General features: G+C 71.5%; 26 protein-coding genes. 15 read left to right on the forward strand and 11 right to left on the reverse strand.

Annotated features, from left to right (window positions below):
- The first annotated feature begins 95 nt into the window (after window positions 1–95).
- Genes AB0L75_RS01795 through AB0L75_RS01805 form a run of 3 tightly spaced genes read left to right on the forward strand, consistent with a single transcriptional unit; the run spans window position 96 to window position 3,688 of the window.
- Window positions 96–1,613, forward strand: a complete 1,518-nt coding sequence (locus AB0L75_RS01795) for an IucA/IucC family protein (protein WP_365173921.1) — start codon at window positions 96–98, stop codon at window positions 1,611–1,613.
- A 9-nt stretch (window positions 1,614–1,622) separates the two neighbouring features.
- The gene (locus tag AB0L75_RS01800; RefSeq protein WP_365173923.1) at window positions 1,623–2,885 is read left to right on the forward strand and encodes a VWA domain-containing protein; all 1,263 of its coding nucleotides are present in this window, start codon (window positions 1,623–1,625) and stop codon (window positions 2,883–2,885) included.
- Window positions 2,885–3,688: a hypothetical protein gene (locus AB0L75_RS01805; protein WP_365173925.1), complete on the forward strand. Its 804-nt coding sequence runs from the start codon at window positions 2,885–2,887 to the stop codon at window positions 3,686–3,688. The genes AB0L75_RS01800 and AB0L75_RS01805 overlap by 1 nt, the downstream gene beginning before the upstream one ends.
- 421 nt (window positions 3,689–4,109) lie before the next feature.
- Here AB0L75_RS01805 and AB0L75_RS01810 read toward each other — a convergent pair whose 3' ends face one another.
- Entirely contained in the window at window positions 4,110–4,736 is a 627-nt protein-coding gene (locus AB0L75_RS01810) for a winged helix-turn-helix transcriptional regulator (protein WP_365173927.1), read from the reverse strand.
- Between the two features lie 81 nt (window positions 4,737–4,817).
- Here AB0L75_RS01810 and AB0L75_RS01815 point away from each other — a divergent pair, with 81 nt between their 5' ends.
- The 6 genes from AB0L75_RS01815 to AB0L75_RS01840 all read left to right on the forward strand — a co-directional run bounded on the left by AB0L75_RS01815 (window position 4,818) and on the right by AB0L75_RS01840 (window position 9,468).
- Window positions 4,818–6,026, forward strand: coding sequence for a pyridoxal phosphate-dependent aminotransferase (locus AB0L75_RS01815; RefSeq protein WP_365173930.1), 1,209 nt, complete (start codon window positions 4,818–4,820; stop codon window positions 6,024–6,026).
- A 356-nt stretch (window positions 6,027–6,382) separates the two neighbouring features.
- Window positions 6,383–7,384 (forward strand): trypsin-like serine protease, encoded by a 1,002-nt coding sequence (locus AB0L75_RS01820; protein WP_365173932.1) that lies wholly within the window; start codon window positions 6,383–6,385, stop codon window positions 7,382–7,384.
- Window positions 7,385–7,442: 58 nt separating this feature from the next.
- Entirely contained in the window at window positions 7,443–7,595 is a 153-nt protein-coding gene (locus AB0L75_RS01825) for a hypothetical protein (protein WP_365173935.1), read from the forward strand.
- Window positions 7,596–7,630: 35 nt separating this feature from the next.
- Window positions 7,631–8,230 (forward strand): histidine phosphatase family protein, encoded by a 600-nt coding sequence (locus tag AB0L75_RS01830; RefSeq protein ID WP_365173937.1) that lies wholly within the window; start codon window positions 7,631–7,633, stop codon window positions 8,228–8,230.
- Window positions 8,231–8,345: 115 nt separating this feature from the next.
- Window positions 8,346–8,969 (forward strand): hypothetical protein, encoded by a 624-nt coding sequence (locus AB0L75_RS01835; RefSeq protein ID WP_365173939.1) that lies wholly within the window; start codon window positions 8,346–8,348, stop codon window positions 8,967–8,969.
- A 76-nt stretch (window positions 8,970–9,045) separates the two neighbouring features.
- Complete coding sequence (locus AB0L75_RS01840; RefSeq protein WP_365173941.1) at window positions 9,046–9,468, forward strand: acyl-CoA thioesterase; 423 nt, start codon at window positions 9,046–9,048, stop codon at window positions 9,466–9,468.
- A gap of 11 nt (window positions 9,469–9,479) precedes the next feature.
- Here the strand turns inward: AB0L75_RS01840 and AB0L75_RS01845 are convergent, their stop codons facing one another.
- Window positions 9,480–9,881, reverse strand: a complete 402-nt coding sequence (locus tag AB0L75_RS01845; protein ID WP_365173943.1) for a helix-turn-helix domain-containing protein — start codon at window positions 9,879–9,881, stop codon at window positions 9,480–9,482.
- A gap of 103 nt (window positions 9,882–9,984) precedes the next feature.
- Between AB0L75_RS01845 and AB0L75_RS01850 the strand changes: the two genes are divergently transcribed.
- Complete coding sequence (locus AB0L75_RS01850) at window positions 9,985–11,424, forward strand: MFS transporter (protein WP_365173946.1); 1,440 nt, start codon at window positions 9,985–9,987, stop codon at window positions 11,422–11,424.
- 66 nt (window positions 11,425–11,490) lie between these two features.
- Here the strand turns inward: AB0L75_RS01850 and AB0L75_RS01855 are convergent, their stop codons facing one another.
- Window positions 11,491–12,354 (reverse strand): NAD(P)H-binding protein, encoded by an 864-nt coding sequence (locus tag AB0L75_RS01855; RefSeq protein WP_365173949.1) that lies wholly within the window; start codon window positions 12,352–12,354, stop codon window positions 11,491–11,493.
- 93 nt (window positions 12,355–12,447) lie between these two features.
- On the opposite strand from AB0L75_RS01855, the gene AB0L75_RS01860 reads away from it, so the two are divergent.
- Window positions 12,448–13,239 carry a helix-turn-helix domain-containing protein gene (locus AB0L75_RS01860; protein WP_365173951.1) on the forward strand — a complete coding sequence of 264 codons (792 nt, stop codon included), beginning with the start codon at window positions 12,448–12,450 and terminating at the stop codon, window positions 13,237–13,239.
- A gap of 67 nt (window positions 13,240–13,306) precedes the next feature.
- On the opposite strand, the gene AB0L75_RS01865 is transcribed toward AB0L75_RS01860, so the two are convergent.
- The 8 genes from AB0L75_RS01865 to AB0L75_RS01900 all read right to left on the reverse strand — a co-directional run bounded on the left by AB0L75_RS01865 (window position 13,307) and on the right by AB0L75_RS01900 (window position 19,497).
- Window positions 13,307–14,674, reverse strand: a complete 1,368-nt coding sequence (locus AB0L75_RS01865) for a nucleobase:cation symporter-2 family protein (RefSeq protein WP_365173954.1) — start codon at window positions 14,672–14,674, stop codon at window positions 13,307–13,309.
- A gap of 536 nt (window positions 14,675–15,210) precedes the next feature.
- Entirely contained in the window at window positions 15,211–16,596 is a 1,386-nt protein-coding gene (locus tag AB0L75_RS01870; RefSeq protein WP_365173956.1) for an 8-oxoguanine deaminase, read from the reverse strand.
- Window positions 16,597–16,666: 70 nt separating this feature from the next.
- Window positions 16,667–16,816, reverse strand: coding sequence for a hypothetical protein (locus AB0L75_RS01875; RefSeq protein ID WP_365174894.1), 150 nt, complete (start codon window positions 16,814–16,816; stop codon window positions 16,667–16,669).
- Window positions 16,817–16,881: 65 nt separating this feature from the next.
- Window positions 16,882–17,805, reverse strand: coding sequence for a factor-independent urate hydroxylase (gene pucL / locus AB0L75_RS01880; protein WP_365173959.1), 924 nt, complete (start codon window positions 17,803–17,805; stop codon window positions 16,882–16,884).
- Between the two features lie 7 nt (window positions 17,806–17,812).
- Window positions 17,813–18,205: a hydroxyisourate hydrolase gene (gene uraH, locus AB0L75_RS01885; RefSeq protein ID WP_365173961.1), complete on the reverse strand. Its 393-nt coding sequence runs from the start codon at window positions 18,203–18,205 to the stop codon at window positions 17,813–17,815.
- A 4-nt stretch (window positions 18,206–18,209) separates the two neighbouring features.
- Window positions 18,210–18,722, reverse strand: coding sequence for a 2-oxo-4-hydroxy-4-carboxy-5-ureidoimidazoline decarboxylase (gene uraD / locus AB0L75_RS01890; protein ID WP_365173964.1), 513 nt, complete (start codon window positions 18,720–18,722; stop codon window positions 18,210–18,212).
- Window positions 18,723–18,874: 152 nt separating this feature from the next.
- Window positions 18,875–19,237, reverse strand: a complete 363-nt coding sequence (locus AB0L75_RS01895; RefSeq protein WP_365173967.1) for a helix-turn-helix domain-containing protein — start codon at window positions 19,235–19,237, stop codon at window positions 18,875–18,877.
- Window positions 19,234–19,497: a hypothetical protein gene (locus AB0L75_RS01900; RefSeq protein WP_365173969.1), complete on the reverse strand. Its 264-nt coding sequence runs from the start codon at window positions 19,495–19,497 to the stop codon at window positions 19,234–19,236. Before AB0L75_RS01900 ends, AB0L75_RS01895 begins: the two co-directional genes overlap by 4 nt.
- A gap of 148 nt (window positions 19,498–19,645) precedes the next feature.
- On the opposite strand from AB0L75_RS01900, the gene AB0L75_RS01905 reads away from it, so the two are divergent.
- The 4 genes from AB0L75_RS01905 (at window position 19,646) to AB0L75_RS01920 (ending at window position 23,754) form a co-directional block, all read left to right on the forward strand.
- Window positions 19,646–20,485 (forward strand): TIM barrel protein, encoded by an 840-nt coding sequence (locus AB0L75_RS01905; protein WP_365173971.1) that lies wholly within the window; start codon window positions 19,646–19,648, stop codon window positions 20,483–20,485.
- Window positions 20,486–20,528: 43 nt separating this feature from the next.
- A complete protein-coding gene (locus AB0L75_RS01910) occupies window positions 20,529–21,443 on the forward strand; it encodes a 2-hydroxy-3-oxopropionate reductase (RefSeq protein ID WP_365173973.1) in 915 nt (304 codons plus the stop codon).
- 184 nt (window positions 21,444–21,627) lie between these two features.
- Entirely contained in the window at window positions 21,628–23,085 is a 1,458-nt protein-coding gene (locus AB0L75_RS01915; protein WP_365173975.1) for a catalase, read from the forward strand.
- 435 nt (window positions 23,086–23,520) lie between these two features.
- Window positions 23,521–23,754, forward strand: a complete 234-nt coding sequence (locus AB0L75_RS01920; RefSeq protein ID WP_023545789.1) for a hypothetical protein — start codon at window positions 23,521–23,523, stop codon at window positions 23,752–23,754.
- The last annotated feature ends 55 nt before the right edge of the window (window positions 23,755–23,809 follow it).

The following is a 23,809-nucleotide window of genomic DNA, read 5'->3' on the forward strand; positions in this document are numbered from 1 at the left end:
TCAACCCCGTCCCTGCGATCGCCCGTTCCGGGAAATCGCCCGTCCCCGACCATCGTCGATCGTCCTGCGCCGCCCGCGTACCCGAGGAGCCGACCGTGCACCGTCCCCCCGCCACCGAGGCCGAGGTCGCCGAGGAGCTGGCCGCCGTCCGGCCCGCGTTGCTGCCCCGGTACACGGCGGAGCTGCCGGGCGCCCGCGCCGCCGTGCTGACCCGGCTGTGGCGGGCGCTGGCCCATGAGCCGCTGCCCTGGATATCCGGCCGGGTGCGGGGCGCGCACAGCCTCGCCCTGCGCCTCGCCGACGGACGGACGCTGTACGGGCCGCACGCGGACCCGTACGCCACGAGCGCGTACGTCACCGGGGTGCGCCTGGACCGCGAGCGCCAGGTGGATCCGGCCGTGCTGATGACCGCCCTGGCGGTGCCGCACGGCGCGGCCTTCGCCGCCGAACTGGCGGACAGCGCCGCCTCGTTGGCGTTGTCCCGGGCCGACGCGGATCACTCGAAGGAGTGGCCGGACCGGGACTGGGAGTGGGAGCAGCGGGTGACCGACGGGCATCCGTTCCACCCGGGCTGCCGTTCTCGGCCCGGTCTCTCCGTGGCGGACCAGCTGGCGTACGGCCCCGAGCACCGGCCGGTGGTGGAGCTGGGGACGGTGCCGGTGCCGGCGGACGGGTGCCTGGTGAGCGGCGGCTGGCCCGAGGAACTGCGCGACGGTGAACGGCTGCTGCTGCCCGTGCACCCCTGGCAGGCCGAGCACGTCCTGAACCGGTCGTACGACCGCTGGCGCCCGGCCCGTCCCCTGCTGTCCCTGCGCACCCTCGCGCTGCCGGAGGACGGCCCGCATGTGAAGACCGCACTGAGCACCCGTCTCACGTCCTCCGTGCGGGACATATCCGCGTACTCGGTCCGGGCCGCCGCGCCGCTCGCCGACCTGGCCGAGGAGCTGGTCGCGCGCAGTGCCGGCCTGCTGCACATCACCCGCACGCTGGGCGCGGTCTGCGCCCACTCCCCCGATCTGGCCGCGCTGCTGCGGGAGTCACCCCAGATGTGCGCGGGACCGGGCGAGCGGGTCCTTCCGGTGGCCGCGCTCGCCACGACCGGTCTGCCGGAGGCGCCGGGCTGGATGGCCGCGTTCACCCGGCTGGCGCTGACCGTGGGCCTGCGGCTGCTCGACCTCGGCGTGGCACTGGAGGCGCACGGCCAGAACCTGCTGGTGATCCTGGCGGCCGACGGCACCCCGGTGCGGCTGGTCTACCGCGATCTGGCCGACATCCGGATCAGCCCGGCCCGCCTGCGGCGGCACGGCATCACCCCGCCGCCGCTCACCGGCCGTCTGATCACCGACGACGAAGCGGCCCTGCGCCGCAAGCTGTTCGGGTCCCTGGTGGCGGGCGCCCTGGCCGGTACGGCGGGTTCCGGGCCGGCGCTGCGAGCGGCGCTGTCCGCCGCCGTACCGGACCTGGCGGACACCGCGGACCTGCGCGCCCTGTGTGAAGGCCCGCTGCCGGCCAAGGCGTTGACCCTGATGCGGCTGTCCCCGCAGACCCCCGGCGACCAGTGGGCGTCCCTGCCGAATCCGCTCGTTTTGGAGCCCGGCCCGTCCGATCAATAGGATCCGGCGATGATCACAAGAAAACGGCTGGCGGCGGGAGTCTGTGCCCTGCTCGCCGCCCTGGCGGCCGGGATCGCGTTCCCCGGCGGAGCCGTCGCCGACGAGACACAGACGGCCGCTCCGAAGGTCGAACTCGTGCTGGACGTCAGCGGTTCGATGCGGACCCGGGACATCGACGGCGACTCCCGGATGGCCGCGGCGAAGCAGGCGTTCAACGAGGTGCTGGACGCGACTCCGCAGGAGGTCCAGCTCGGCATCCGCACCCTGGGCGCCAACTACCGCGGCGACGACCGCAAGGAGGGCTGCAAGGACACCGCGCAGCTCTACCCGGTCGGCCCGCTGAACCGGACCGACGCGAAGACGGCCGTGGCAACGCTCCAGCCCACCGGCTGGACGCCGATCGGGCCCGCCCTGCTGAAGGCGGCCGACGACCTGAACGCCGGCGACGGAACCCGCCGTATCGTCCTGATCACCGACGGCGAGGACACCTGCCAGCCGCTCGACCCGTGCGAGGTGGCCCGCGAGATAGCGGCCAAGGGCGTCGGGCTGACCATCGACACCCTCGGCCTGGTGCCGGACGCCAAGACCCGCGACCAGCTCAGCTGTATCGCGGACGCCACCGGCGGCACCTACACCGACGTGCGGCACAAGGAGCAGCTGAGCGGCCGCGTGGGGCAGTTGGTGGACCGGGCGGCCGATCCGGTGGTGACACCGGTGGCCACCGAGGGCGCCGCGCAGTGCGAGAAGGCGCCGACGCTGAAGTCCGGGCTGTTCACGGACCGCGAGGAGTTCGGACAGCAGCGCTGGTACAAGGTCGACGTCGACCCCGGCAAGGAGCTGCGCGCCTCGGTGAGCGTGGCCGACGACCGCGCCGTGGGCCCGAACTACGGGGTGCTGCTGCGGGCGGTGACCGTGCACGGGCGGGAGATCGTGCGCGGCGAGGCCGCCGGCACGGGCCGTACGGATGTGATCTCGACGGGTCTGCGCTATCCGAAGGCGGACAGCGACGACGACAACGCGCCCGCGGAGACGGTGTGCCTGCAGGTCACCAACTCCTTCTCGGCCGCCGCCGGCGTCAAGACCACGCCCGGCCTGCCGCTGGAGCTGACCGTGGACGTCGTGGACGGGCCGTCGGGCCATCACGACGTGGCGTCCTTCGGCCTCGGCCGCGGCTGGTGGCTGCTCGGCACGCTGGTGCTGATCGGCTTCCTGGCGGGTCTGCTGTGGGGCTGGCTGTCGCGCTGGCGGGTCGCGGTCTGGAGGACGAACTGATGCGGATCACTCGTGTACTGGGCGGCGCGCTGCTGGCGCTGGGCCTGGCCGCCGGGCCGGCCGCCGCCGACACCCCGAGCCCTTCGCCGAGCGCGTCCGCCGACGGCTCGGCGCCCACCAAGGCGGGCACCTCCTTCCGTACGGCGACGGAGCTGGAGCAGGGGCAGCAGGCCACCGCGGCCGGCTCCACCGGTGACTACCTGTACTGGTCGTTCCCGGCGGACATCGGCCGGCGGCCCACCGTCAAGGCGACGGTGAAGCTCCCGCGGACGCACGGCGGGCAGACCTGGCAGCTCGACGTGTACGACGGGCTGCGGCGCCGGCAGGCCTGCCAGTACGGCGCCAACACCCGTACCGCCACGCCGGACGCCTCCTCGGTCGAGCTGGCCTGTGTGCTGCGTACGGTGCGCGGCTGGGCGGAGCCGTGGGCCGACGACCCGCTGCCGGGCACGTACTACATCCGGCTGACCGTCGTGGACCTCGGCGCCACCGACCTCGGCCAGCCGGTGAGCGCCGAGGTGCGCGTCGACTCCAAGGACATCGGCGGTTCGGCCGCGGCGGACGGCTCGCTGGGCAAACCGCTGGTGCCCGGTATCGCCGTCAAGTCCGAGGAGAAGACGGACGGTTCGAAGGCGGCGGTGCTGTCCAGCTTCGGCTCGCACGACGGCTGGTCCTCCGGGTGGTGGTCCGACCGGTGGGTGTGGACCGGGATCGGTGCCGTGCTCGCGGCTCTCGCCGGGATCGGGGGGTATGCGCTGACGCGGGGGTCGGGGCGGCCGTCGCGGGTGCCGCCGGGCGTCTGACCGACCACAGTGAAGGCCCGCCTGCCGGCGGGCCTTCCTCTTTGCCCACCCGCCCACCCGACTCGGTCAGCTGGGAGGTCGAGGCCGGGGCGTTGGCGCGCGGTCGGCTGGACGGCCTGAGCCAGGGGGCGATGACACTCAGTCAGCTGAACGGACGAGGCGGGGCATTGGCGCGCGGTCGGCTCGAAGGTCGAGGCCGGGGCGTTGGGGCTCGGTCGACTGGAGGGCCTGAGCCGGGGGGCGATGACACTCGATCGGCTGGACGGCTTGAGCCGGGGGAATGACACTCAGTCAGCTGCCAGGTGGCGCACGGTCGGCTGGAAAGCTTGAGCCGGGGGGCGATGACGCTCGGTCGGCCGGAAAGGCTGCCGCGAGCCGGAGCGGGGCGTTTCGCCTCCCGTAGCGCCCCGGCCAGGCCCTTTCACCCCTCCCGCAGCGCCTTTGCCAGGGTGCCGTCCCCCGTCACCGTCACCCGCCCGAGCCGTACCGCCTCCGTCATGCCCAGTTCGCCCCGGGCCACGGCCTGGCAGGTCGCCACGTCCATCGTCAGGCGGGCGTCGGCCGCACCGGGCGCGGGTCCGTCGCCGTACACCGGCCCCTCCTCCGCGCCGAGGCGCAGATGGAAGTCCCCCTCCTCCAGCCGGACTTCGACCAGCCCCTCCCCGTCCAGGCCGCGCAGCAGCGGCAGGGCGAACCAGTGTGCGCGCACGGCGTCGGTGGGCCGCCGCTCCCCCAGCTCGGCCTCGCCCCAGCTGCCCAGCGCCTGCAGTACGGGCAGCAACTCCCGCCCGCGATCGGTGAGTTCGTAGACGTAGGCCGCGCCCGGCGGGGGCAGCCGGCGCCGGGTCGCGAGGCCGTCGCGCTCCATGTCCTTCAGCCGGGAGGCGAGGACGTCCGTGCTCACGCCGGGCAGATCCGCGTGCAGGTCCGTGTAGCGGCGGGGGCCGGCCAGCAGCTCCCGGACGATCAGCAGGGTCCAGCGGTCGCCCACGAGGTCGAGGGCGCGGGCTGCGGAGCAGTACTGGTCGTAGCTTCGGCGTGGTGACATGCGACGCAGTCTAGACGCGTTGTTGGACTTTCCAAGCTCCCACTTGGTAAAACCAAGCATCACAAGTTTCCGGAGGGGCGCATGGAGTTCCGGCAGTCGAACAAGCTCAGCGAGGTCTGTTACGAGATCCGCGGCCCGGTGATCGAGCACGCCAACGCGCTGGAGGAGGCGGGCCACAGCGTGCTGCGCCTGAACACCGGCAACCCCGCGGCCTTCGGGTTCGAGGCGCCGGAGGAGATCCTCCAGGACATGATCCGGATGCTCCCGCAGGCACACGGCTACTCCGACTCCCGCGGCATCCTCTCCGCCCGCCGCGCGGTCGCCCAGCGCTACCAAACCCTCGGCCTCGACGTCGGCGTGGACGACGTCTTCCTGGGCAACGGCGTCTCGGAGCTGGTCTCCATGGCCGTGACCGCGCTGGTCGAGGACGGCGACGAAATCCTCATCCCCGCCCCGGACTTCCCGCTCTGGACGGCAGCGACGACCCTGGCGGGCGGCAAGGCGGTCCACTACCTGTGCGACGAACAGGCCGACTGGAACCCGGACCTGGCCGACATGGCCTCGAAGATCACGAACCGCACGAAGGCCGTGGTCATCATCAACCCCAACAACCCCACGGGCGCGGTGTATCCGAAGGAGGTCGTCGAGGGCATCCTCGACCTCGCCCGCCGGCACGGCCTGATGGTGTTCGCCGACGAGATCTACGACCAGATCCTGTACGACGACGCGGTCCACCATTCGGCCGCCGCGCTCGCTCCCGACCTGGTCGTCCTCACCTTCTGCGGCCTTTCGAAGACGTACCGGGTCGCCGGCTTCCGCTCCGGCTGGCTGGTCGTGACCGGTCCCCGGCAGCACGCGAAGGACTATCTGGAGGGCCTGACCATGCTGGCCTCCATGCGGCTGTGCGCCAACGCTCCCGCCCAGTACGCCATCCAGGCCGCGCTCGGCGGCCGCCAGTCCATCCGGGAACTGACCCGGCCCGGCGGCCGGTTGTACGAGCAGCGCACGGTGGCCTGGGAGAAGCTCAACGAGATCCCCGGCGTGTCCTGCGTGAAGCCCAAGGGGGCGCTGTACGCGTTCCCGCGCCTGGACCCCAAGGTCCACAAGATCCACAGCGACGAGAAGTTCGTCCTGGACCTCCTGCTGCGCGAGAAGATCCAGGTGGTCCAGGGCACCGGCTTCAACTGGCCTTTCCCCGACCACTTCCGCATCCTCACCCTGCCGTACGCGGAGGACCTGGAGGCGGCGATCGGCCGCATCGGCCGGTTCCTCGGCGGGTACCGGCAGTAACCGCAGTAACGGCACCGACGCCCTCATGGGGGCCGCGCGGACACTGTGCCGCTGCTCCGATCGGCCCAACCGCCACCACCCTGACGGCCGACATCCGTCACCCCGTCGGCAGCCTCCGGCCGGCCCCGTTCCTGGCGGGCGCCGGCCCCGGTCCGCGGCGAAACCGGCATGGAGAGCCCGGCGCCATGGGCGACTTGCCCGTGTTGGCCCGTGCGGCGGGCTCGTGCGAGGATCACATCGCACGACCCGGGGGACGTTCGCACAGGGCAGGCACACAGGCCCTCGGCGCACGCCCGACCAGCGCCGCGCCGTTGTTCTCCCTGGTCCCGTCCCAGCAGACCACGGGGAGCAGCGCTTTGTTCTCGGATCGAATACGACGGACGGCCGTCGCCGTACTGTCCGCGGCGGCCGTGATGGAATCGGCTCCGGGCGCGCAGGCCGGATCACCGCAGCCCGGCCCCTCCGCCGGGCAGGAGGCCCGGCAGGCGGCCCGGTTCTGGACCGCGCAGCGCATGGACGACGCACAGCCGCTGGACGACGTGCGTACGGCGCCGGGCGGAACCGGTCAGTCGGCCGTGGCGGCCGGTCGGCCGCAGGGCACGCTGTTCCCGGGGACCCGCGTCATCGGGACGTTCTTCGGATCCGACGGGCCCGGCGGCACCACCTGGCACTGCACCGGCAGCGTGATCGACACCAAGGTGCGCAACGTCGTCCTCACCGCGGCCCACTGCGCGCTGAACATGAAGGGCGACTACGTCTTCGTCCCCAAGTTCGCGAAGGGCGCGAGTCCCGACCGCCAGCCGTACGGGATCTTCCACATCCAGCGGCTGTTCCTCGACCCGCGCTATGTGCCCGACAAGGGGTCGACGACCACGAAGAAGCCCTGGTCGGACCTGGACACGGCGTTCGCCAGGGTCTCGGCCAACCAGCGCGGCCAGACCCTCCAGGACGCGGTCGGCGGCGGACTGACCTTCACCCGCGCCTCCGGCTACGCCCACAAGAACGTGACCGTCGTCGGCTATCCCTCGCACAACCACAACAGCGCCGGACGCGCCGTGAAGTGCACCGTGCCGACCCAGCAGCTCGCCGGCTACCGGCAGATGTCGATGACGTGCGGCGGCTACTACGGCGGCGTGTCCGGCAGTCCGTGGATCACCGACTACAAGGACGACGGGCGCACCGGCCATGTCATAGGCAACCTCGGTGGCTACCACGGCGGCGGCAACGACTCCGACGTCGACTACGTCAGCTACGCCCCCGCGTTCGGCGACGAGGCCGCCGACCTCCTGTCCTACGCGGTGGCGAACCAGGACCCGCCCACCGACCTGCCGCCGTACGAGGGGGATCAGCCGCACTGACCTGACCGACGGCACGCACGGCCGAGCGGGAATGCCCGGCGGGGCGCGGTGGGTTGACGTGCAGCCGCTGGTGCCGACCCCGGAGGAGGCCGCGCTACTGAAGGAGCGGGCGGGGTGGGCAACGCGGTTCGGCTTCCCCTCGGGGATGGGCGCCGCCCTGGAGAACGGCCGTCTGGCGCAGTCCGTCCTGCGGGCGGCCGGTTCCCTGTGACACGGTGCTGGCAGGCGAGCGGGAAAGGCGCGGACGTGGGTGACCTCTTTCTCGTCCGGCACGGTGAGACCGAGTGGTCGCGGTCCGGACGGCACACCAGCTGGACCGACGTACCCCTCACCGAGCACGGGCGGGAGGAGGCGCGCCGACTGGTGCCGCTGATCCGCTCGCACCGGATCGGGGCCGCGTTCGTCAGCCCGCTGCAGCGGGCCCGGGAGACCGCCGAGCTGATCGGGATCGATGACGCCCGGGTCGACGCCGACCTGCGCGAATGGGACTACGGCGGGTACGAGGGCGTGACCACCGTGGAGATCCAGCGCACCCGGCCCGGCTGGTTCCTGTTCACGGACGGGGTCGCGCCGGGGCCGCCGGAGCATCCTGGCGAGACCCCGGAGCAGGTCGGCGAGCGCGCCGACCGCATGCTGGCCAAGGCGGACGCCGCCCTCGCCAACACCGACGGGGTGGTCGTCCTGATCGCCCACGGCCACTTCCTGCGCGTCCTCACCGCCCGCCGCCTCGGCCTACCGCCCGAGCAAGGAGCCCTCTTCCAGCTGGCCACGGGCGCCCTGTGCCGCCTGGGCACGGAACACGGCCGACCAGTGGTGGCGGGGTGGAACATTCGGCCGCGGGCGTAGGAGCACAGGGGATCCCGTACAGGCCTCGTGCCGCGTGCCCGGGCGTTGTCAGAGCCCGGTCGTACTCTGCGGGTGGGGCGTTCTCATGGGTGATCCGGGGTGGGAGGAGGGTGCTGTGGGCCGACCGGTGAGTGCCGCGCAGCGGCATGTGATCGAGGGTGCCGATCCGGTGACCGGGCGGCTGCGCGGTACGCAGGCGCAGCTGGCGGCGCTGGTGAAGCGGGGGCTGGCCTTCCGGCACCCGCGGCCGCCGCACGAGCACTTTCTGACCCCGGCGGGCCATCGGATACGGGAGGCCGCGGACGCGGCGGCGGAGGAGGAGGCCGCGGCGGACACGGGGGTGTTCGCGGCTCGGGTCGGCGGTGCGGAGGAGGAGCCCGCGGACGGTGCGGCGCGCCTGCGCGAGGTGCACAGTGCCTGGCAGGGGCTGCTGGAACTGCGCAGGATGACCAATCCCGATGGCGCCGTGGACCGGCCGTGCGGCTGGGAGCGCACCCATCTGGTCCGGGCCGCCGCGCTCGCCCTGGAGGCCGCCGGGCACCGTCCGGCGGGCGGGGACGCGGACGGCTACCGGGTGCGCGCTACCCCGCAGCCGGAGGCGGTCGCCGTGTACGCCCCGGACGCGGCGAGCCTGACCGCCTGCACGGCCACCCTGGAGCGGGCCGGCTGGCAGGCCGGCGAGTACACCGAGCCGCGGACGAGAGCGCGCTATCTTCTCGCCTCACCGCGCCGGGTGTGAACGGCATGCCAGGATCGATCAATCGGAGTACCGACCGGGGCACCGACCGGAGTTCAGAACGCGAGAAGGGCAAGCAGTGGCCGAACCGTTTTCCGTCCGGGTGACCGTCCGTGGCTACGAGACCGACGCCCAGGGACACCTCAACCAGGCCGTGTACCTCAACTACGCGGAGCACGCCCGCTGGTCGCTGCTCCAGGCGGCCGGCATCAGCCAGGCCCGGCTGATGGGCCGGGGCATCGGCCCGGTGGCGCTGGAGACGACCATCCGTTTCCGGCGCGAACTGCTCGCCGGCGACGAGGTCGATGTGACCTGTGAGTTTGAGTGGGGCGGCGGCAGGACCTTCCGGATCGTGCAGCGGATACGCAAGACCGACGGCACCCTGGCGGCCGAGGTCAGCGGGGTGGGCGGCCTGCTGGATCTCAAGGAGCGCAAGCTGGTCGCCGACCCTCGGGAGGTGTTCAAGGTGCTGACCCAGGACCTCGCCCTGTTCGGCCTGTAGGCGCCGCAGGCCTACGCGTCGAGCAGCTCCGGCCGGTGCTCGGCGTCGTAGGCTGCACGCGCCTCGGCGATGTACATCCGGTTCTGCTCGGCCCAGCCGGTCAGTCGCTGCAGAGTTTCGTTCAACTCATGGGCGACCGGCGTGAGTTCGTACTCCACCTTGGGCGGCACGGTCGGATATACCGTGCGGGTCACCAGGCCGTCGCGTTCCAGATTGCGCAGGGTGAGGGTGAGCATCCGGCGGCTGATCCCCTCGATGCCGCGCTCCAGTTCGGTGAACCGGACCGGTCCGTGCGAAGCGGCGACGAGGATCTGCACGCTCCATTTGCCGGCCACCCTGTCAAGAACCTCGCGGACAGGGCAGGCCTGCGCGTTCACTGCCTGGACGGTAACACCGGTGTTCCGCTGGGACATCGGACTGCCTCCTTACGCCGGCCTCCATGGTCACTCACGATGATCCCCGTTACAAGTCGTGCACCAAGGTGCACATGAAGAACCATGAAGAACGGGGAAAGCCATGTCGGCCACCATCGAGAGCAGCCGGTCACCGGCGCCGGTGACATCGCGACGACCGTACTCCCGCTGGGCGTCTCTGGCCGTGCTGTGCGCCGGCACGCTGATGACGATCCTCGACGGCAACATCGTCACCGTGGCGATGCCCGCCATCCAGAGCGACCTGGGCTTCAGCGGGCCCGGGCTGGCCTGGGTCGTCAACGCCTATCTGATCGCCTTCGGCGGACTGCTCCTGCTCGTCGGCCGCCTCGGCGACCTGGTGGGCCGCAAGCGGATGTTCACGGCCGGGCTGGCCGTCTTCACCGCGGCCTCGGTGCTCGCCGGGCTCTCCACCGGCCAGGGGCTGCTGATCGCGGCGCGGGCGCTGCAGGGGGCCGGCGGGGCGATGGCTTCGGCGGTGGTCCTCGGGATGCTGGTCGCCCTCTTCCCCGAGCCGCGCGAACAGGCCCGAGCCATCGCGGCGTTCAGCGCGGTCGGGTCCGCCGGCGGGGCGCTCGGCACCTTTCTCGGCGGCGCGCTGACCCAGGCGCTGAACTGGCACTGGATCTTCCTGATCAATCTGCCGATCGGGATCGTCGCATGGCTGGCCGCGATGCGGGTCCTCGCGCCGGAGCGCGGCGCGGGACTCGGCAGGGGCGCCGACTACCCGGGGGCCGTGCTGGTCACGGGCGCGCTGATGCTCACGGTGTACGTCATCGTCGGCGCCGGTGACCGCACTCCGGCCGGCACCGCGCTGCTCGCGGTCCTCGCTCTCGCCCTGTTCGCGGCGTTCACCCTGCGCCAGGCCCGGGCGGCCCGCCCGCTGCTGCGGCTGCGCCTGTTCCGCTCCCGGCTGCTGACCGGCGCCAACACGGTCCAGATCCTGATGATCGCGACGATGTACGGTTTCCAGTTCCTCGGCGCGCTGTATCTGCAGAAGGTGCTGGGCTACGGCGAGTTGGCGACCGGCACCGCGTTCCTGCCCGCGCCGGTCGCGATCGGGCTGCTGATGCTGGGCATGTCCGCGCGGACGATCGCCCGGTACGGCGCGTACCGGGTGCTGCTGGCCGGGCTGGTGCTGATCGCCGCCGGTATGGCCCTGTTGAGCCGGGCACCGGTCGGCGCCTCCTACACCGTGGACGTGCTGCCGCCGCTGCTGCTGCTCTCGGCCGGGTTCGCCGCGGCGATGCCGGCGCTGACCGGGCTCGCGATGTCCGGGGCGCGGGAGGAGGACGCGGGGCTGGCGTCCGGGCTGTTCAACACCACGCAGATGGTGGGCGGTTCGCTGGGTCTGGCGGGCCTGAGCACGCTGGCGGCGGGCCGCACCGCCGGTCTCCTCGACCGGGGCGCAGAGCTGATCCCGGCCACGGCGGAGGGCTACCGCCTGGCGTTCCGGGCGGCGACCGGGATCGCGGTGGCGGCACTGGTGCTGGCGGGGGTGACGTTGCGGTCGGAGAGCCGGTGAGGCGCCCGCACCGCCCGGTCGGCCAGTCCGGTCGGCAAGCGGTGCGGCGCCTCGGCTCGTCTCGCGTCAACTCGCCCGGAAGAGCCGTTCGTTGTCCTGCGCCCACTCCCTGAACGAGCGGGCCGGCCGGCCCAGCACATCCGGTACGTCCTTGGTGACCGTCGCGTTGCGGCCGTCACGGACGTAGGCGAGGCCCGTCAGGACGCCCTCCGCGCGTGTCTCGTCGAAGCCCCAGGCGGTGCGGAGGAACTCGCGGGTCTCGTCCGGCGTCAGATTCCGGGCGGTGACCGGGCGGCCGAGGACCTCGGCGAGGACGGCGACCTGGTCCGGGACGCTGATCGCGGCGGGCCCGGTCAGGGTGTACGTCCGCCCCGCGTGCCCGTCGGCGAGCAGGGCCCGCACCGCCACCTCGGCGATGTCGCGCGGGTCGATCACGCCCGACGCCCCGTCGGCGGTCATGTTCGGCACCGGCTCGCCGCGGTGGACCGCCTCCGCCCAGGTCAGCGTGTTGGAGGCGAAGGACGAGGGCCGCAGGACCGTCCACTGCGCCCCGCTCTCCCGCACCGCCCGCTCGCCCTCCCCGTGCCAGGTCCCGGAAGGACCCGTCGCGGGGTCGTCGGTGCCGATGGCGGAGAGCTTCACCAGCCGCCGTACCCCCGCCGCGCGGGCCGCCGCCACCAGCGCCGCGTCGTGCGCGGCGCCGGGACCGGGCGGGCACACCAGGTACGCGCCGGTCACCCCGGCCATCGCCGCCGCCAGGGAGTCCGGGTCGGCGTAGTCCCCGCGGACCGTCTCCACCCCGGAGGGCGTCCGGGCCTTTTCCGGGTCGCGGGTCAGGGCGCGCACCTTCTCGCCGCGCGCCGTGAGCTGTCGTACGACTTCACTGCCGGTGGTGCCCGTGGCACCCGTCACCAGAATCATGCGGTCCACGATGGGCCGCGGGGGATGCCGGACTCTTGGAAATTCCGGCACGGCCGGCCCACCCGGACGCCCGTGCCGGGCGCTTACGGTGGAGGGGTGCCGATGACCATCGCCGAGCCGCCGCCCACCGCGCCCGAGGCGCTGCGCCCCTGGGTCGCCGGGGTGCGGACCCTGTCCTTCGCCGAGCCGCCCTCGGGGACGTTCATCCATCTGCCCGAGGCGATGACCAAGGTGGTGCTGCGGGTGACGGCGGACGGACAGCGTGACGTACTGGCCGTGGGGCCGCGGGTGCGGGCCACCTACCACGAGGGCAAGGGCCGTATCTCGTGCGTGGAGCTGCGTCTCGCGCCGGGTACGGCCCGGCCCCTGCTGGGTGTTCCGGCCGCCGGGCTGGTCGGCCGGGTGGTGTCGCTGGACGCGCTGCCGGGCGGGGTGGCGCGCCGCTTCGCGCGCGAGGTGCGCTGGCTGGACCCGCGGGAAGCTCTGCCGCGTATCGGCGAGGTGCTGCCCGGGCTGCTGTCCGCCGCCGTGGATCCGGCCCGGACGGCGCTGCTGCGGGCGGGCGTGGAGGCGTTGTCGGTACGGCTGGACCGGGCGCCCGCGCAGGTCCGGGACGTGGCCCGGGAACTGGCCGTCAGCGAGCGGCAGTTGCGGAACCTGTTCGCCGAGGGCGTCGGTGTCTCCCCGAAGCACTACGCCCGGATCGACCGCGTCCGCACGGTCGCCACCCGGGCGGGCAGTGCCCGCTGGTCCGAACTGGCCGCCGCCACCGGTTACTTCGACCAGTCGCACATGACGTCCGACTTCCGCGCCCTGATGGGTGTCCCGCCCCGCTCGTACATCACCGGCCGGCTGCCCGCGCTCACGCCCTGCCAGGCGGGCCCGCGCATCTGAACAGGCGCATGGTGCGGGCTGGTCCCGGCGCGCGGGGCGCGGCATCCGCCGTGCCCCGCGCGGGTGTTCAGTGCGCGGGCGTCAGTTCCTCCCCCGCCTCCATCGGGTGGGTGACGTCCTCGGCCTCCTTGCCCTTGCCGAGGTGGTTGAAGACGAGGTTGAGCAGGACGGCGGCGACACAGCCGGTGGAGATGCCGGAGTCCAGGACGATCTTCGCGGTGTCGGGGAAGGCGTGGTAGAAGCCGGGCGCGGTGATCGGGATGAGGCCGGCCGCGAGGGAGACGGCGACGATCAGGACGTTGTTGTCCTTCTCCAGTCCGGCCCGGACCAGGGTCTGGATGCCGCTCGCGGCGACCGAGCCGAACAGGACGACGCCGGCGCCGCCGAGGACCGGGCGGGGCACGACCGCGATGAGCGAGGCCGCCATCGGGCACAGGCCCATCAGGACCAGGAAGCCGCCGCCCACGGCGACGACGAAGCGGCTGCGGATCCTCGTCATGGCGACCAGGCCGATGTTCTGGGCGAAGGCGCTGCACATGAAGCCGTTGAACAGCGGGCTGAGTGCGGAGCCGAGGGTGTCGGCGCGCAGGCCGGCCGCGATGGTCTTCTCGTCCGCGGGGCGTTCGACGATCTCGCCGAGCGCCAGCATGTCGGCCGTGGACTCGGTCATGGAGACGACCATGACCACGCACATCGACAGGATCGCCGCGATGTGGAACGTCGGGGCGCCGAAGTGGAACGGTGTGGGGAAGCCGATCATGTCGGCGTGGGCGACGGGGCCGAAGTCCGTGGCGCCGAAGGGTATCGCGATGAGCGTGCCGAGGATCAGGCCGAGCAGGACCGCGATCTGCTTGACGAAACCGCGGGTGAAGCGGCGTACCAGCAGGACGATCAGAAGGGTGATGCCGGCCAGGGCGAGGTTGGTCGTCGAGCCGTAGTCGTGCGCGGCGGGATTCGGGCCCTGGGCCCAGCCGAAGGCGACCGGGAGCAGGGAGACGCCGATCAGGGTGATGACCGAGCCGGTGACGACGGGCGGGAAGAAGCGGACGGCCTTGCTGAAGAAGGGGGCGGCGATGAAGCCGAGCACACCGGCGACGATGACCGCGCCGAAGATCATCGGCAGGGCGTCGGACCTGTCCTTGGCGGAGGCGACGATCGCCGTCATGGGGGCGACACCGGCGAAGGTGACGCCGTTGACGAAGGGGAGGCGGGCGCCGATCTTCCAGATGCCGAGGGTCTGCAGGAAGGTGGCGAGCCCGGCGGTGAAGAGGCAGGCTCCGGTGAGGAAGGTGAGGTCGGTGCCGGAGAGGCCTACGGCCGCACCGACGATCAGGGGTGGGGCGACGACTCCCGCGTACATGGCGGCCACATGCTGCAGGCCACTGGTCGCCATTTTGAGGGCGGGGAGTTTCTCGTCTACGGGATGGGCGGCCACTGCGGCTCCTCCGGTCGGGTAACACGTCGTCGTCAACGCGGGTTTCATGGAGGTGGTGCGTGTGGTCGTGCGGGACCGGGGACGGAGGTGGCGCTTGAGCGGGTCGAGCGGTGACCGTTCCGGGGCGCGTGCGTTCACACGCGCCCCGGAGCGGCTGCCGTGGGCCCCGCTCGGGTCCACGGACCCCGGTCGGGAGCCGTCCCTCCCGACCGGAGCGTTTCCGGCAGACCGACCGCATGATCCGGCCTGCCGAGACCTCCGGCGAACCGCCCGTACGGGGCGACCGCCGAGTATGTCGACGAGCCGCCCTTACGGGGCGACCGCCAAGTTTGTCGACGAGCCACCCGTACGGGGTGACCGCCAAGTTTGTCGACGAGCCACCCGTACGGGGTGACCGCCAAGTTTGTCGACGGGCCACTCGTGCTCGGCGGCCGTCGGTTGCTTCGCCGTGTTTCGGTGTGGCCGCGCCGGGCGGCTTCACCGAAGGCGTCCGGTGGGCCGGCCGTGGGAGGGGCCGGCCTCCGGCGTGGGTGGGATCAGGCCTGGGCGGCGATCCGGGCGAGGCGCTGGGCCTCTTCGCGGGTGGAGCGGGCGATGGCGTCCTCGTCGACGGTGAGCAGGCGGTTGTTCTCCACGATCTGCTCGCCGTTCACGAACGACGCCGTGACCGGCGCCGCCGCGCCGAAGACCAGCGCGGTCACCGGGTCGGCGATGGAGGCGTGGGCGAGGGTGTCCATCTTCCACAGCACCACGTCGGCCAGCTTGCCGGGCTCCAGCGAGCCGATCTGCTCGGCCCGGCCGAGGACCTGCGCGCCGCCGTAGGTGCCGAGCCGCAGCGCCTGGCGGGCGTTCAGCGCGGCCTCGCGGTGGGCGCCGAGGCGGTTGATCAGCAGCGCGTTGCGCAGTTCGGTGTGGAGTTCGCCGGACTCGTTGGAGGCGGTGCCGTCGACGCCGAGGCCGACCGGGACGCCCGCCCGGAGCATGTCGGGGACGCGGGCGATACCGGCGGCGAGGCGGGCGTTGGAGGACGGGCAGTGGGCGACACCGGTCTTCGTACGGGCGAAGGCGGCGATGTCGGAGTCGTTCATGTGGACGCAGTGCGCCATCCACACGTCCTCGCCGAGCCAGCCGGTGGACTCGAAGTAGTCCGTCGGGCCCATGCCGAACAGCTCGTGGCAGAACTTCTCCTCCTCCACGGTCTCCGAGCCGTGGGTGTGCAGCCGTACGCCCAGCCGGCGGGCCAGCTCGGCGCCCTGCTTGAGGAGTTCGGTGGAGACCGAGAACGGGGAGCAGGGGGCCACGGCCACCTGGGTCATGGCGTCGAACGAGGCGTCGTGGTGCTTCCTGACGGTCTCCTCGGTCGCCGCGAGCGCGCCCTCCAGCGTCTCGACGGCGAAGTCCGGCGGCAGGCCGCCGTCCTTCTCGCTGCGGTCCATCGAGCCGCGGGCCAGCGTGAAGCGGACGCCCATCTCGGCGGCGGCCCGGATGATCGAGCCGGACAGGTCGCCGGAGCCGTGCGGGTAGACGTAGTGGTGGTCCATGGCGGTGGTGACTCCGCCGCGGGCCATCACGGCGAGGGAACCCTGCGCGGCCGCGTAGGTCATCTGCTCGTCGATGCGCGCCCAGGTGGGGTAGAGCGCGACGAGCCAGTTGAACAGGTTGTGGTCGGTGGCCAGGCCCCGGGTGATCCACTGGTAGTAGTGGTGGTGGGTGTTGACCAGACCGGGCGTGGCCAGATGGCCGCTCGCGTCGATCCGGCGCACCACGTTCTCCAGTCCCTCGGGGGCCTGGCCCGCGCCGACCGACTCGATGCGGTTGCCGGCGAGGACGAGGTACCCGGAGGCGTACTCGGTGTCGCCCGCGTCCACGGTCGCGATCGCGCAGTTCTCGATGACGATGCGCTGGGCTGCCGATGTTGCCATGGTGCTTCCTTGTCTTTCAGTGGCGGGCCGTGGGCCGAAGGGGTGTCCACGGGGAGGGCACGGCAGGACCCTAGGAGGATTTGAGTGCCGGAGCCGGGTGACGGCGCCGGGTGCCGAGATGATGGAAGAACGGGTTGAGCAGGGCCGTTGCGAGCGCGCCCGCACTGGTGCCGGCACCGAACGCCACGGCCGTCGGTGCGCAGACCTCGCGCTGTGCCATGAGGGTTCCCTCCGGTGTGGCGTGTCCCCGGCCCGGGTGGCGGGACCGGGGACACGCGGCCCGCGTCAGAGGTTGGTCATGTCGACCGGGATCTTCGGCTCGCAGCCGTCCCGGAGGATGGTCGCCTCGATCAGGCCGTAGGGCCGGTCGGCGGCGTAGTAGACCTCGTTGTCGTTCTTGAGCCCGAAGGGCTCCAGGTCGACCAGGAAGTGGTGCTTGTTCGGCAGCGAGAAGCGGACCTCGTCGATCTCGCTGCGGTTGTTGATGATGCGCGCGCCCATCTGGTACAGCGTCTGCTGCAGGGAGAGGGAGTACGTCTCGGCGAAGGCCTGCAGCATGTGCTTCTTGACCTGCTCGTAGGACTTCTCCCAGTTGGGCATCTTCTGCTCGTCGTCGGTCCAGTTGAACCGCCAGCGGCCGGAGACCTGGGTGGCCAGGATGCGGTCGTACGCCTCCTGCAGGGTCGTGTACTTGTCCTTGACGTAACCCCAGAATTCGGAGTTCGTCGAGTTCATCACGACCAGGTCCTTCAGACCGGAGACGACCTCCCACTTATCACCGTCGTAGGTGATCTGGGTGACGCGGGTCTCCTGGCCCTTGCGGACGAACGAGTGCTTGACCTCGTCCGCGCCGATGAACTTGGAGTTGGCGTCGGAGGTCTCGATCCGCTCCCAGGCGTACTCCTCGATCCGGATCCGGGCGCGGTGGATCGGCTCCTGCGAGGTGACGAAGTGACGGGCGAGATGGATGCCGAACTGCTCGGCGGACTCGATGCCGTACTCCTTGGCGAACGCGAACACCGTGTTCTTGGTGGTGTCGGTCGGCAGGACGTTGGCGTTGGAGCCGGAGTAGTGGACCTCGTCCATGTCGCCGCTCAGGGCGACGGAGACGTTGAGGTCCTTGATGTGGTGGGTGGCGCCGTCCCGCGTGATCTTTACGACTCGGTTCTCGGCCTTGCCGTACTGGTTCTGTCCCAGGATCGTGGGCATGTTTCTGCTAGCTCCCTCGGTAAACGGAGTAGCCGAACGGGTTGAGCAGCAGCGGCACGTGGTAGTGCTCCCCGGGGTTCACGGCGAAAGTGATTGCCACCTCGGGGAAGAACACGGCGCCGCTGTCCCGATTCGCGGGGGCGTCCTGCTGCGCATCGGCTTGCTTTTTCTCGAAATACGATTCGACCGCGAAGTCGAGCCGCACGTGTGTCGTCCCCTCCGGCAGTGCCGGAAGGTCCTTGCACCGGCCGTCGGCGTCGGTCGCGGAGCCGCCGAGCGCCTGCCAGTCCCCTCCCTGCCCGCTGCGGGCGGAGAGCTGGACGGCGACGCCCTCGGCGGGGCGGCCGATCGAGGTGTCCAGGATGTGGGTGGACACGGAGGCGGTGGTGCTGGTGCTCATGGTGTCAGGCGTCCTCTTCGACGAGTCGGGCCAGTCGGATGCGGTTGATCTTGCCCAGCTCGGTGCGGACGATCTCCCGCTCCTGCTCCGGCGAGTTCCCGATCCGCTCCTTGAGCGCGTCCCGCATCTGCTCACCGGTGCGCCCGGTGGCGCAGATCAGGAAGACATGGCCGAACGTGTCCTGGTAGGCCAGGTTGAGTTCGAGCATCTCGGCCTTGAGTTCCTCGGCGGCGCCGGCCATGCCGGCCTGCTCCCGCGCGGAGGTGGGGTCGCCGGGCTTGGGGCGCCCGATCGGCGCGTGTCCGGCCATCGCCTCTTCGAGGTCCGCGGTGCCCAGCTCGGCCATGGCGGCGTCGCTGGCGGCGTACAGGTCCTCGGCGGTGGCGCAGGGACGGGCGGCGAGCAGCCGCCGGGCCCACTCGGTGGAGGCACACGCCTCGTGGAGGGCGGCGAGGGCCGCGCGCTCCTCCAGGTCATTGAACCGGGCCAGGCCCGGGGGCGTGGAAGTCGAAGTCACGGGAGCCTCCGTGGCCGGATTCGGCCTTCGTGCTGAACGGGCTGCCGATAGCTAACGCTCCCGGAAACGCCACGTCAACACTTTGTTGAAAAATCCGCGTAACAAGCCGGGCCGGTCCGTGGGCGCTACGACCGCCCCGTCACCTTGGCCGATCAGGCACCCTTCTCCCGGTTGAGGTAGTTGTAGACCGTGAAGCGGCTCACACCGAGCGCGCCGGCCACGGTCTCCACACCGTGCCGTACGGCGAAGGCGCCGCGCGCTTCCAGTATGCGCACGACCTCCTGCTTGGCCCTGCGGTCCAGGTCGGCCAGCGGCCGCCCCTCCTTGCGCTCCATGGCGGCCAGGATGTGATCGAGGGAGTCCGCGAGCTGGGGCAGGCGTACGGCGACGGCGTCGACGCCCTCCCAGGCGAGGACGACATCCTCGGGGCCGGCCTCGTCCGGCGGGATCAGCTCCCCGCCCATGGCGTCGACCAGCGGCTTCACAGCCGTGATGAAGGGCTCGTCCGCGCTCATCTACCGCCCTCCCCGATCCCGTCGTCGACCACGTTGACCTGGAGCGAGATCCGGGTGGCGCCGGCCTCCAGGCTCTTGCGCAGCAGCGCGTCCACGGCGGTGAGAACGCGGTCGGCGCCGCCTTCGGCCGTGTTGCCGAAGGGCCCGACGTCGACGGCGTCCAGTTCGGCCGTCTCGATGACCTCCCGCGCCACCAGGGCGTGCGCGGGCGCCTCGTCCAGGTCGAAGGGTTCGGTCGTGAACTCCACTCTCAATCGCACGCGCTCAACCTAGCGCCCGTCGGCGTTTTTCGGGCGGCCGGTGACCGACCCCCCTTGACAAGCGCCGACACACGACGGCAATCTTCCATTAAGCAGAAACGAACTTCCGCAATACGGAATCTCGACCACGGAAGGGAGCGCGGCCCGAATGGGATTCGCAGACCAGCGCTTCAACGTCAACCTGTCGATCCTCTTCACGGAACTCCCGCTCCTGGAGCGTCCCGCGGCCGCGGCCGCGGCGGGCTTCACGGCGGTCGAGCTGTGGTGGCCCTGGGTCGACTCCCCCACCCCCGAGCAGTCCGAGCTCGACGCCCTGAAGAAGGCGATCGAGGACGCGGGCGTCCAGCTCACGGGCCTGAACTTCTACGCCGGACAGCTGCCGGGCCCGGACCGCGGCGCCCTGTCGGTCCCCGGCGCGGAGTCGGAGAGGTTCCGCGCCAACATCGACGTGGCCATCGCCTTCGCCCAGTCCCTCGGCTGCACGGTGTTCAACGCCCTGTACGGCAACCGCGCCGACGGAGCGGACCCGGCCGAGCAGGACGCGCTCGCCCTGGAGAACCTGGTCCTCGCGGCCCGGGCCGTCGGCCAGGTCGGCGGGACGGTCCTGATCGAGGCCCTCAACCAGCCCGAGTCGCCGAAGTGCCCGATCGTGAGCGCGCCCAAGGCGATCGAGATCGTGGACAAGGTCAACGAGGCGACGGGCCTCGGGAACGCCAAGTTCCTGATGGACCTGTACCACCTGTCCATGAACGGCGAGGACCTGCCGTCGGTGATCGAGCAGTACGCGGCGAAGACCGGCCACGTCCAGATCGCCGACAACCCCGGCCGCGGCGCCCCCGGGACGGGTTCGCTCCCGCTGGAGGAGCTGCTCGACCAGCTGAAGAAGGCCGGTTACGACGGCTGGGTCGGCCTGGAGTACAAGGCCGGCGACCGCCCGAGCGCCGAGGCCTTCGACTGGCTCCCGCGCGAAGCGCGCGCCGCGCGCTGAACCCCCTGACTTTGCACAGCAGTTGAGAGAGGCACCCCCAATCATGAGCAACCTCGCCGATTCTTCCCGCCCGACCCGCCCGGCGATTGCCTGGATCGGCCTCGGCATCATGGGCTCGCCCATGTCCGAGAACCTGATCAAGGCGGGCTACGACGTCACCGGCTTCACCCTGGAGCAGGACAAGCTGGACCGGCTGGCCGCCGCCGGCGGCACCGTCGCCTCCTCGATCGCCGAGGCCGTGCGCGACGCCGACGTGGTGATCACCATGGTGCCCGCGTCCCCGCACGTCGAGGCGATCTCCTACGGCCCCGAGGGCATCCTGGAGAACGCCAGGCAGGGCGCCCTGCTGATCGACATGTCCTCGATCACCCCGCAGACCTCCGTCGACCTGGCCGCCGCGGCCAAGGACAAGGGCATCCGGGTGCTCGACGCCCCGGTGTCCGGCGGTGAGGCCGGCGCCGTCGAGGCCGTACTGTCGATCATGGTCGGTGGCGAGCAGGCCGACTTCGACATCGCCAAGCCGATCTTCGAGGCGCTCGGCAAGACCATCGTGCTGTGCGGTCCGCACGGCTCCGGCCAGACCGTGAAGGCGGCCAACCAGCTGATCGTCGCCGTGAACATCCAGGCGTGCGCCGAGGCCGTGGTCTTCCTGGAGAAGTCGGGCGTGGACCTCGCGGCTGCGCTGGACGTCCTCAACGGCGGCCTCGCGGGCTCGACCGTGCTCACGCGCAAGAAGGACAACTTCCTGAACCGCGACTTCAAGCCGGGCTTCCGCATCGACCTGCACCACAAGGACATGGGCATCGTGACCGACGCCGCGCGCAACGTCGGCGCCGCGCTGCCGGTCGGCGCCGTGGTCGCCCAGCTGGTCGCCTCGCTGCGCGCCCAGGGCGACGGCGGCCTGGACCACTCCGCCCTGCTGCGGGCCGTGGAACGCCTCTCCGGCGCCCAGGTCTGACACCTCCAAGGCTTCCGGGTCGCGGCGACGCTGACACCTGTCCTGTCGCGCCCAGGCGCCGCCGCGGCCCGGAACACATCCCTCAGCCCCAGGCTTCAACAAACTGTTGACGCTCGGAAGGCCCGAACTTAGGCTCCACAAAGCGGAAACAGTTTTCCGCTGCCCCTCGTACGGAAGGTCCACGATGTCGAAGCGCGTGCTCACGACAGAGTCCGGCGCACCGGTCGCCGACAACCAGAACTCCGCCTCCGCCGGCGTCGGCGGCCCGCTCCTGATCCAGGACCAGCAGCTCCTGGAGAAGCTCGCGCGCTTCAACCGCGAGCGGATCCCGGAGCGCGTGGTGCACGCCCGTGGCTCCGGCGCCTACGGCCACTTCGAGGTGACCGACGACGTCACCGCCTTCACCCACGCCGACTTCCTGAGCACGATCGGCAAGCGCACCGAGGTCTTCCTGCGCTTCTCCACGGTCGCCGACTCCCTCGGCGGCGCGGACGCGGTCCGCGACCCGCGCGGCTTCGCGCTGAAGTTCTACACCGAGGAGGGCAACTACGACCTCGTCGGCAACAACACCCCGGTGTTCTTCATCAAGGACCCGATCAAGTTCCCCGACTTCATCCACTCGCAGAAGCGGGACCCGTTCACCGGCAAGCAGGAGCCGGACAACGTCTGGGACTTCTGGGCGCACGCCCCCGAGGCCACGCACCAGGTGACCTGGCTGATGGGCGACCGCGGCATCCCGGCGTCGTACCGGCACATGAACGGCTACGGCTCGCACACCTACCAGTGGACGAACGCCGAGGGCGAGGCCTTCTTCGTCAAGTACCACTTCAAGACGAACCAGGGCATCCGCTGCCTGAGCAGCGAGCAGGCCGCGGAGCTGGCGGGCAAGGACCCCAACTCGCACCAGACGGACCTGCTGCAGGCCATCGAGCGGGGCGTGCACCCGTCCTGGACCCTCTACGTCCAGATCATGCCGGCGGCCGAGGCGGCGGACTACCGCTTCAACCCGTTCGACCTGACCAAGGTCTGGCCGCACAAGGACTACCCGCTGCAGCGCGTGGGCCGCCTGGTCCTCGACCGCAACCCGGACAACGTCTTCGCCGAGGTCGAGCAGGCCGCGTTCTCCCCGAACAACTTCGTTCCGGGCATCGGCCCCTCCCCCGACAAGATGCTCCAGGGCCGCCTGTTCGCCTATGCGGACGCGCACCGCTACCGCCTGGGCGTCAACCACACCCTGCTCACCGTGAACGCCCCGAAGGCGACCACCGCGCAGAACTACGGCCGCGACGGCTTCATGGCGGTCAACGGCCAGGGCCGCGGCGCCAAGAACTACGAGCCGAACTCGTACGACGGCCCGGCGGAGACCGGCCGCCCGCTCTCGGCTCCGCTGGCGGTCTCCGGCTACACGGGCAACCACGAGGCGCCGCTGCACACCAAGGACGACGCCTTCTTCCAGGCGGGCGAGCTGTACCGCCTGATGTCCGAGGAGGAGAAGTCCCGCCTCGTCGCGAACATCGCCGGCGGCCTCTCGCAGGTCTCCCGCGACGACGTGATCGAGAAGAACCTGGCCCACTTCCACGCCGCCGACCCGGAGTACGGCAAGCGCGTGGAGCAGGCGGTCCGCGCCCTGCGCGAGGACTGAGCCGGTAACCCGCAAGCAGCGTACGGAAGCTGACGGGAGGTCAGGATTCCGCACGCGGCCCGCGCGGCACGCCGTACGGCCCGGATGAGGGGTGGTCGTACGGCGGTGGGCGCGGGCAGGGCGAGGACCGTGGCGGCATGCGAGCCAGTGCGGTGGTGAAGGACCGGGCCCCCTTCTCGACCAGAGGGAAGGGAACCCCCGGTTCCGTCGCATCCGCCGCGGTCCCACCCAGCCCCCGAACGGGGGCCACCCGCTCCGTCCGGCGGCGCGAACGACCTGTCGCGCCCAGCCTCGCGCCGCCGGACGGTCACCATACGGACACCAAGCGCTCTCCCCGGCCGGGGGGAGCGCTTCGTGCTGTGTTCGCGCTGTGCGGGGTCTCGGCGTGCGGGGTCTCGGCGTGCGGTGCCGCCCCATCCGCAGGACGCTGAACCCATGGGCAATCCGACGCACTACCCGCACATCGTGGTCCACTCCCCCGCCCTGGACGGCTCCCGGCGGGTCACCGAGGGGGACGTGACCCTGGGCATCGCCTCGCACCTGGACGACGTCGTGGAGATCCTGCGGCTGGCCGACCTGGACCGGATCGAGGTGGAGGAGAGCGATCTCATCGAGTGGCAGGGCGGCGGGCCCGACGACTGGCCCGGGCTGTCGGAGCACGAGCTGTAACGGCTGGGTGTACGGCAACGGTCGTAGCCGGACTACGCCATCCTCAAATCAACCT

The organism is Streptomyces sp. NPDC052101 (assembly GCF_040680235.1).
Lineage (GTDB): Bacteria > Actinomycetota > Actinomycetes > Streptomycetales > Streptomycetaceae > Streptomyces.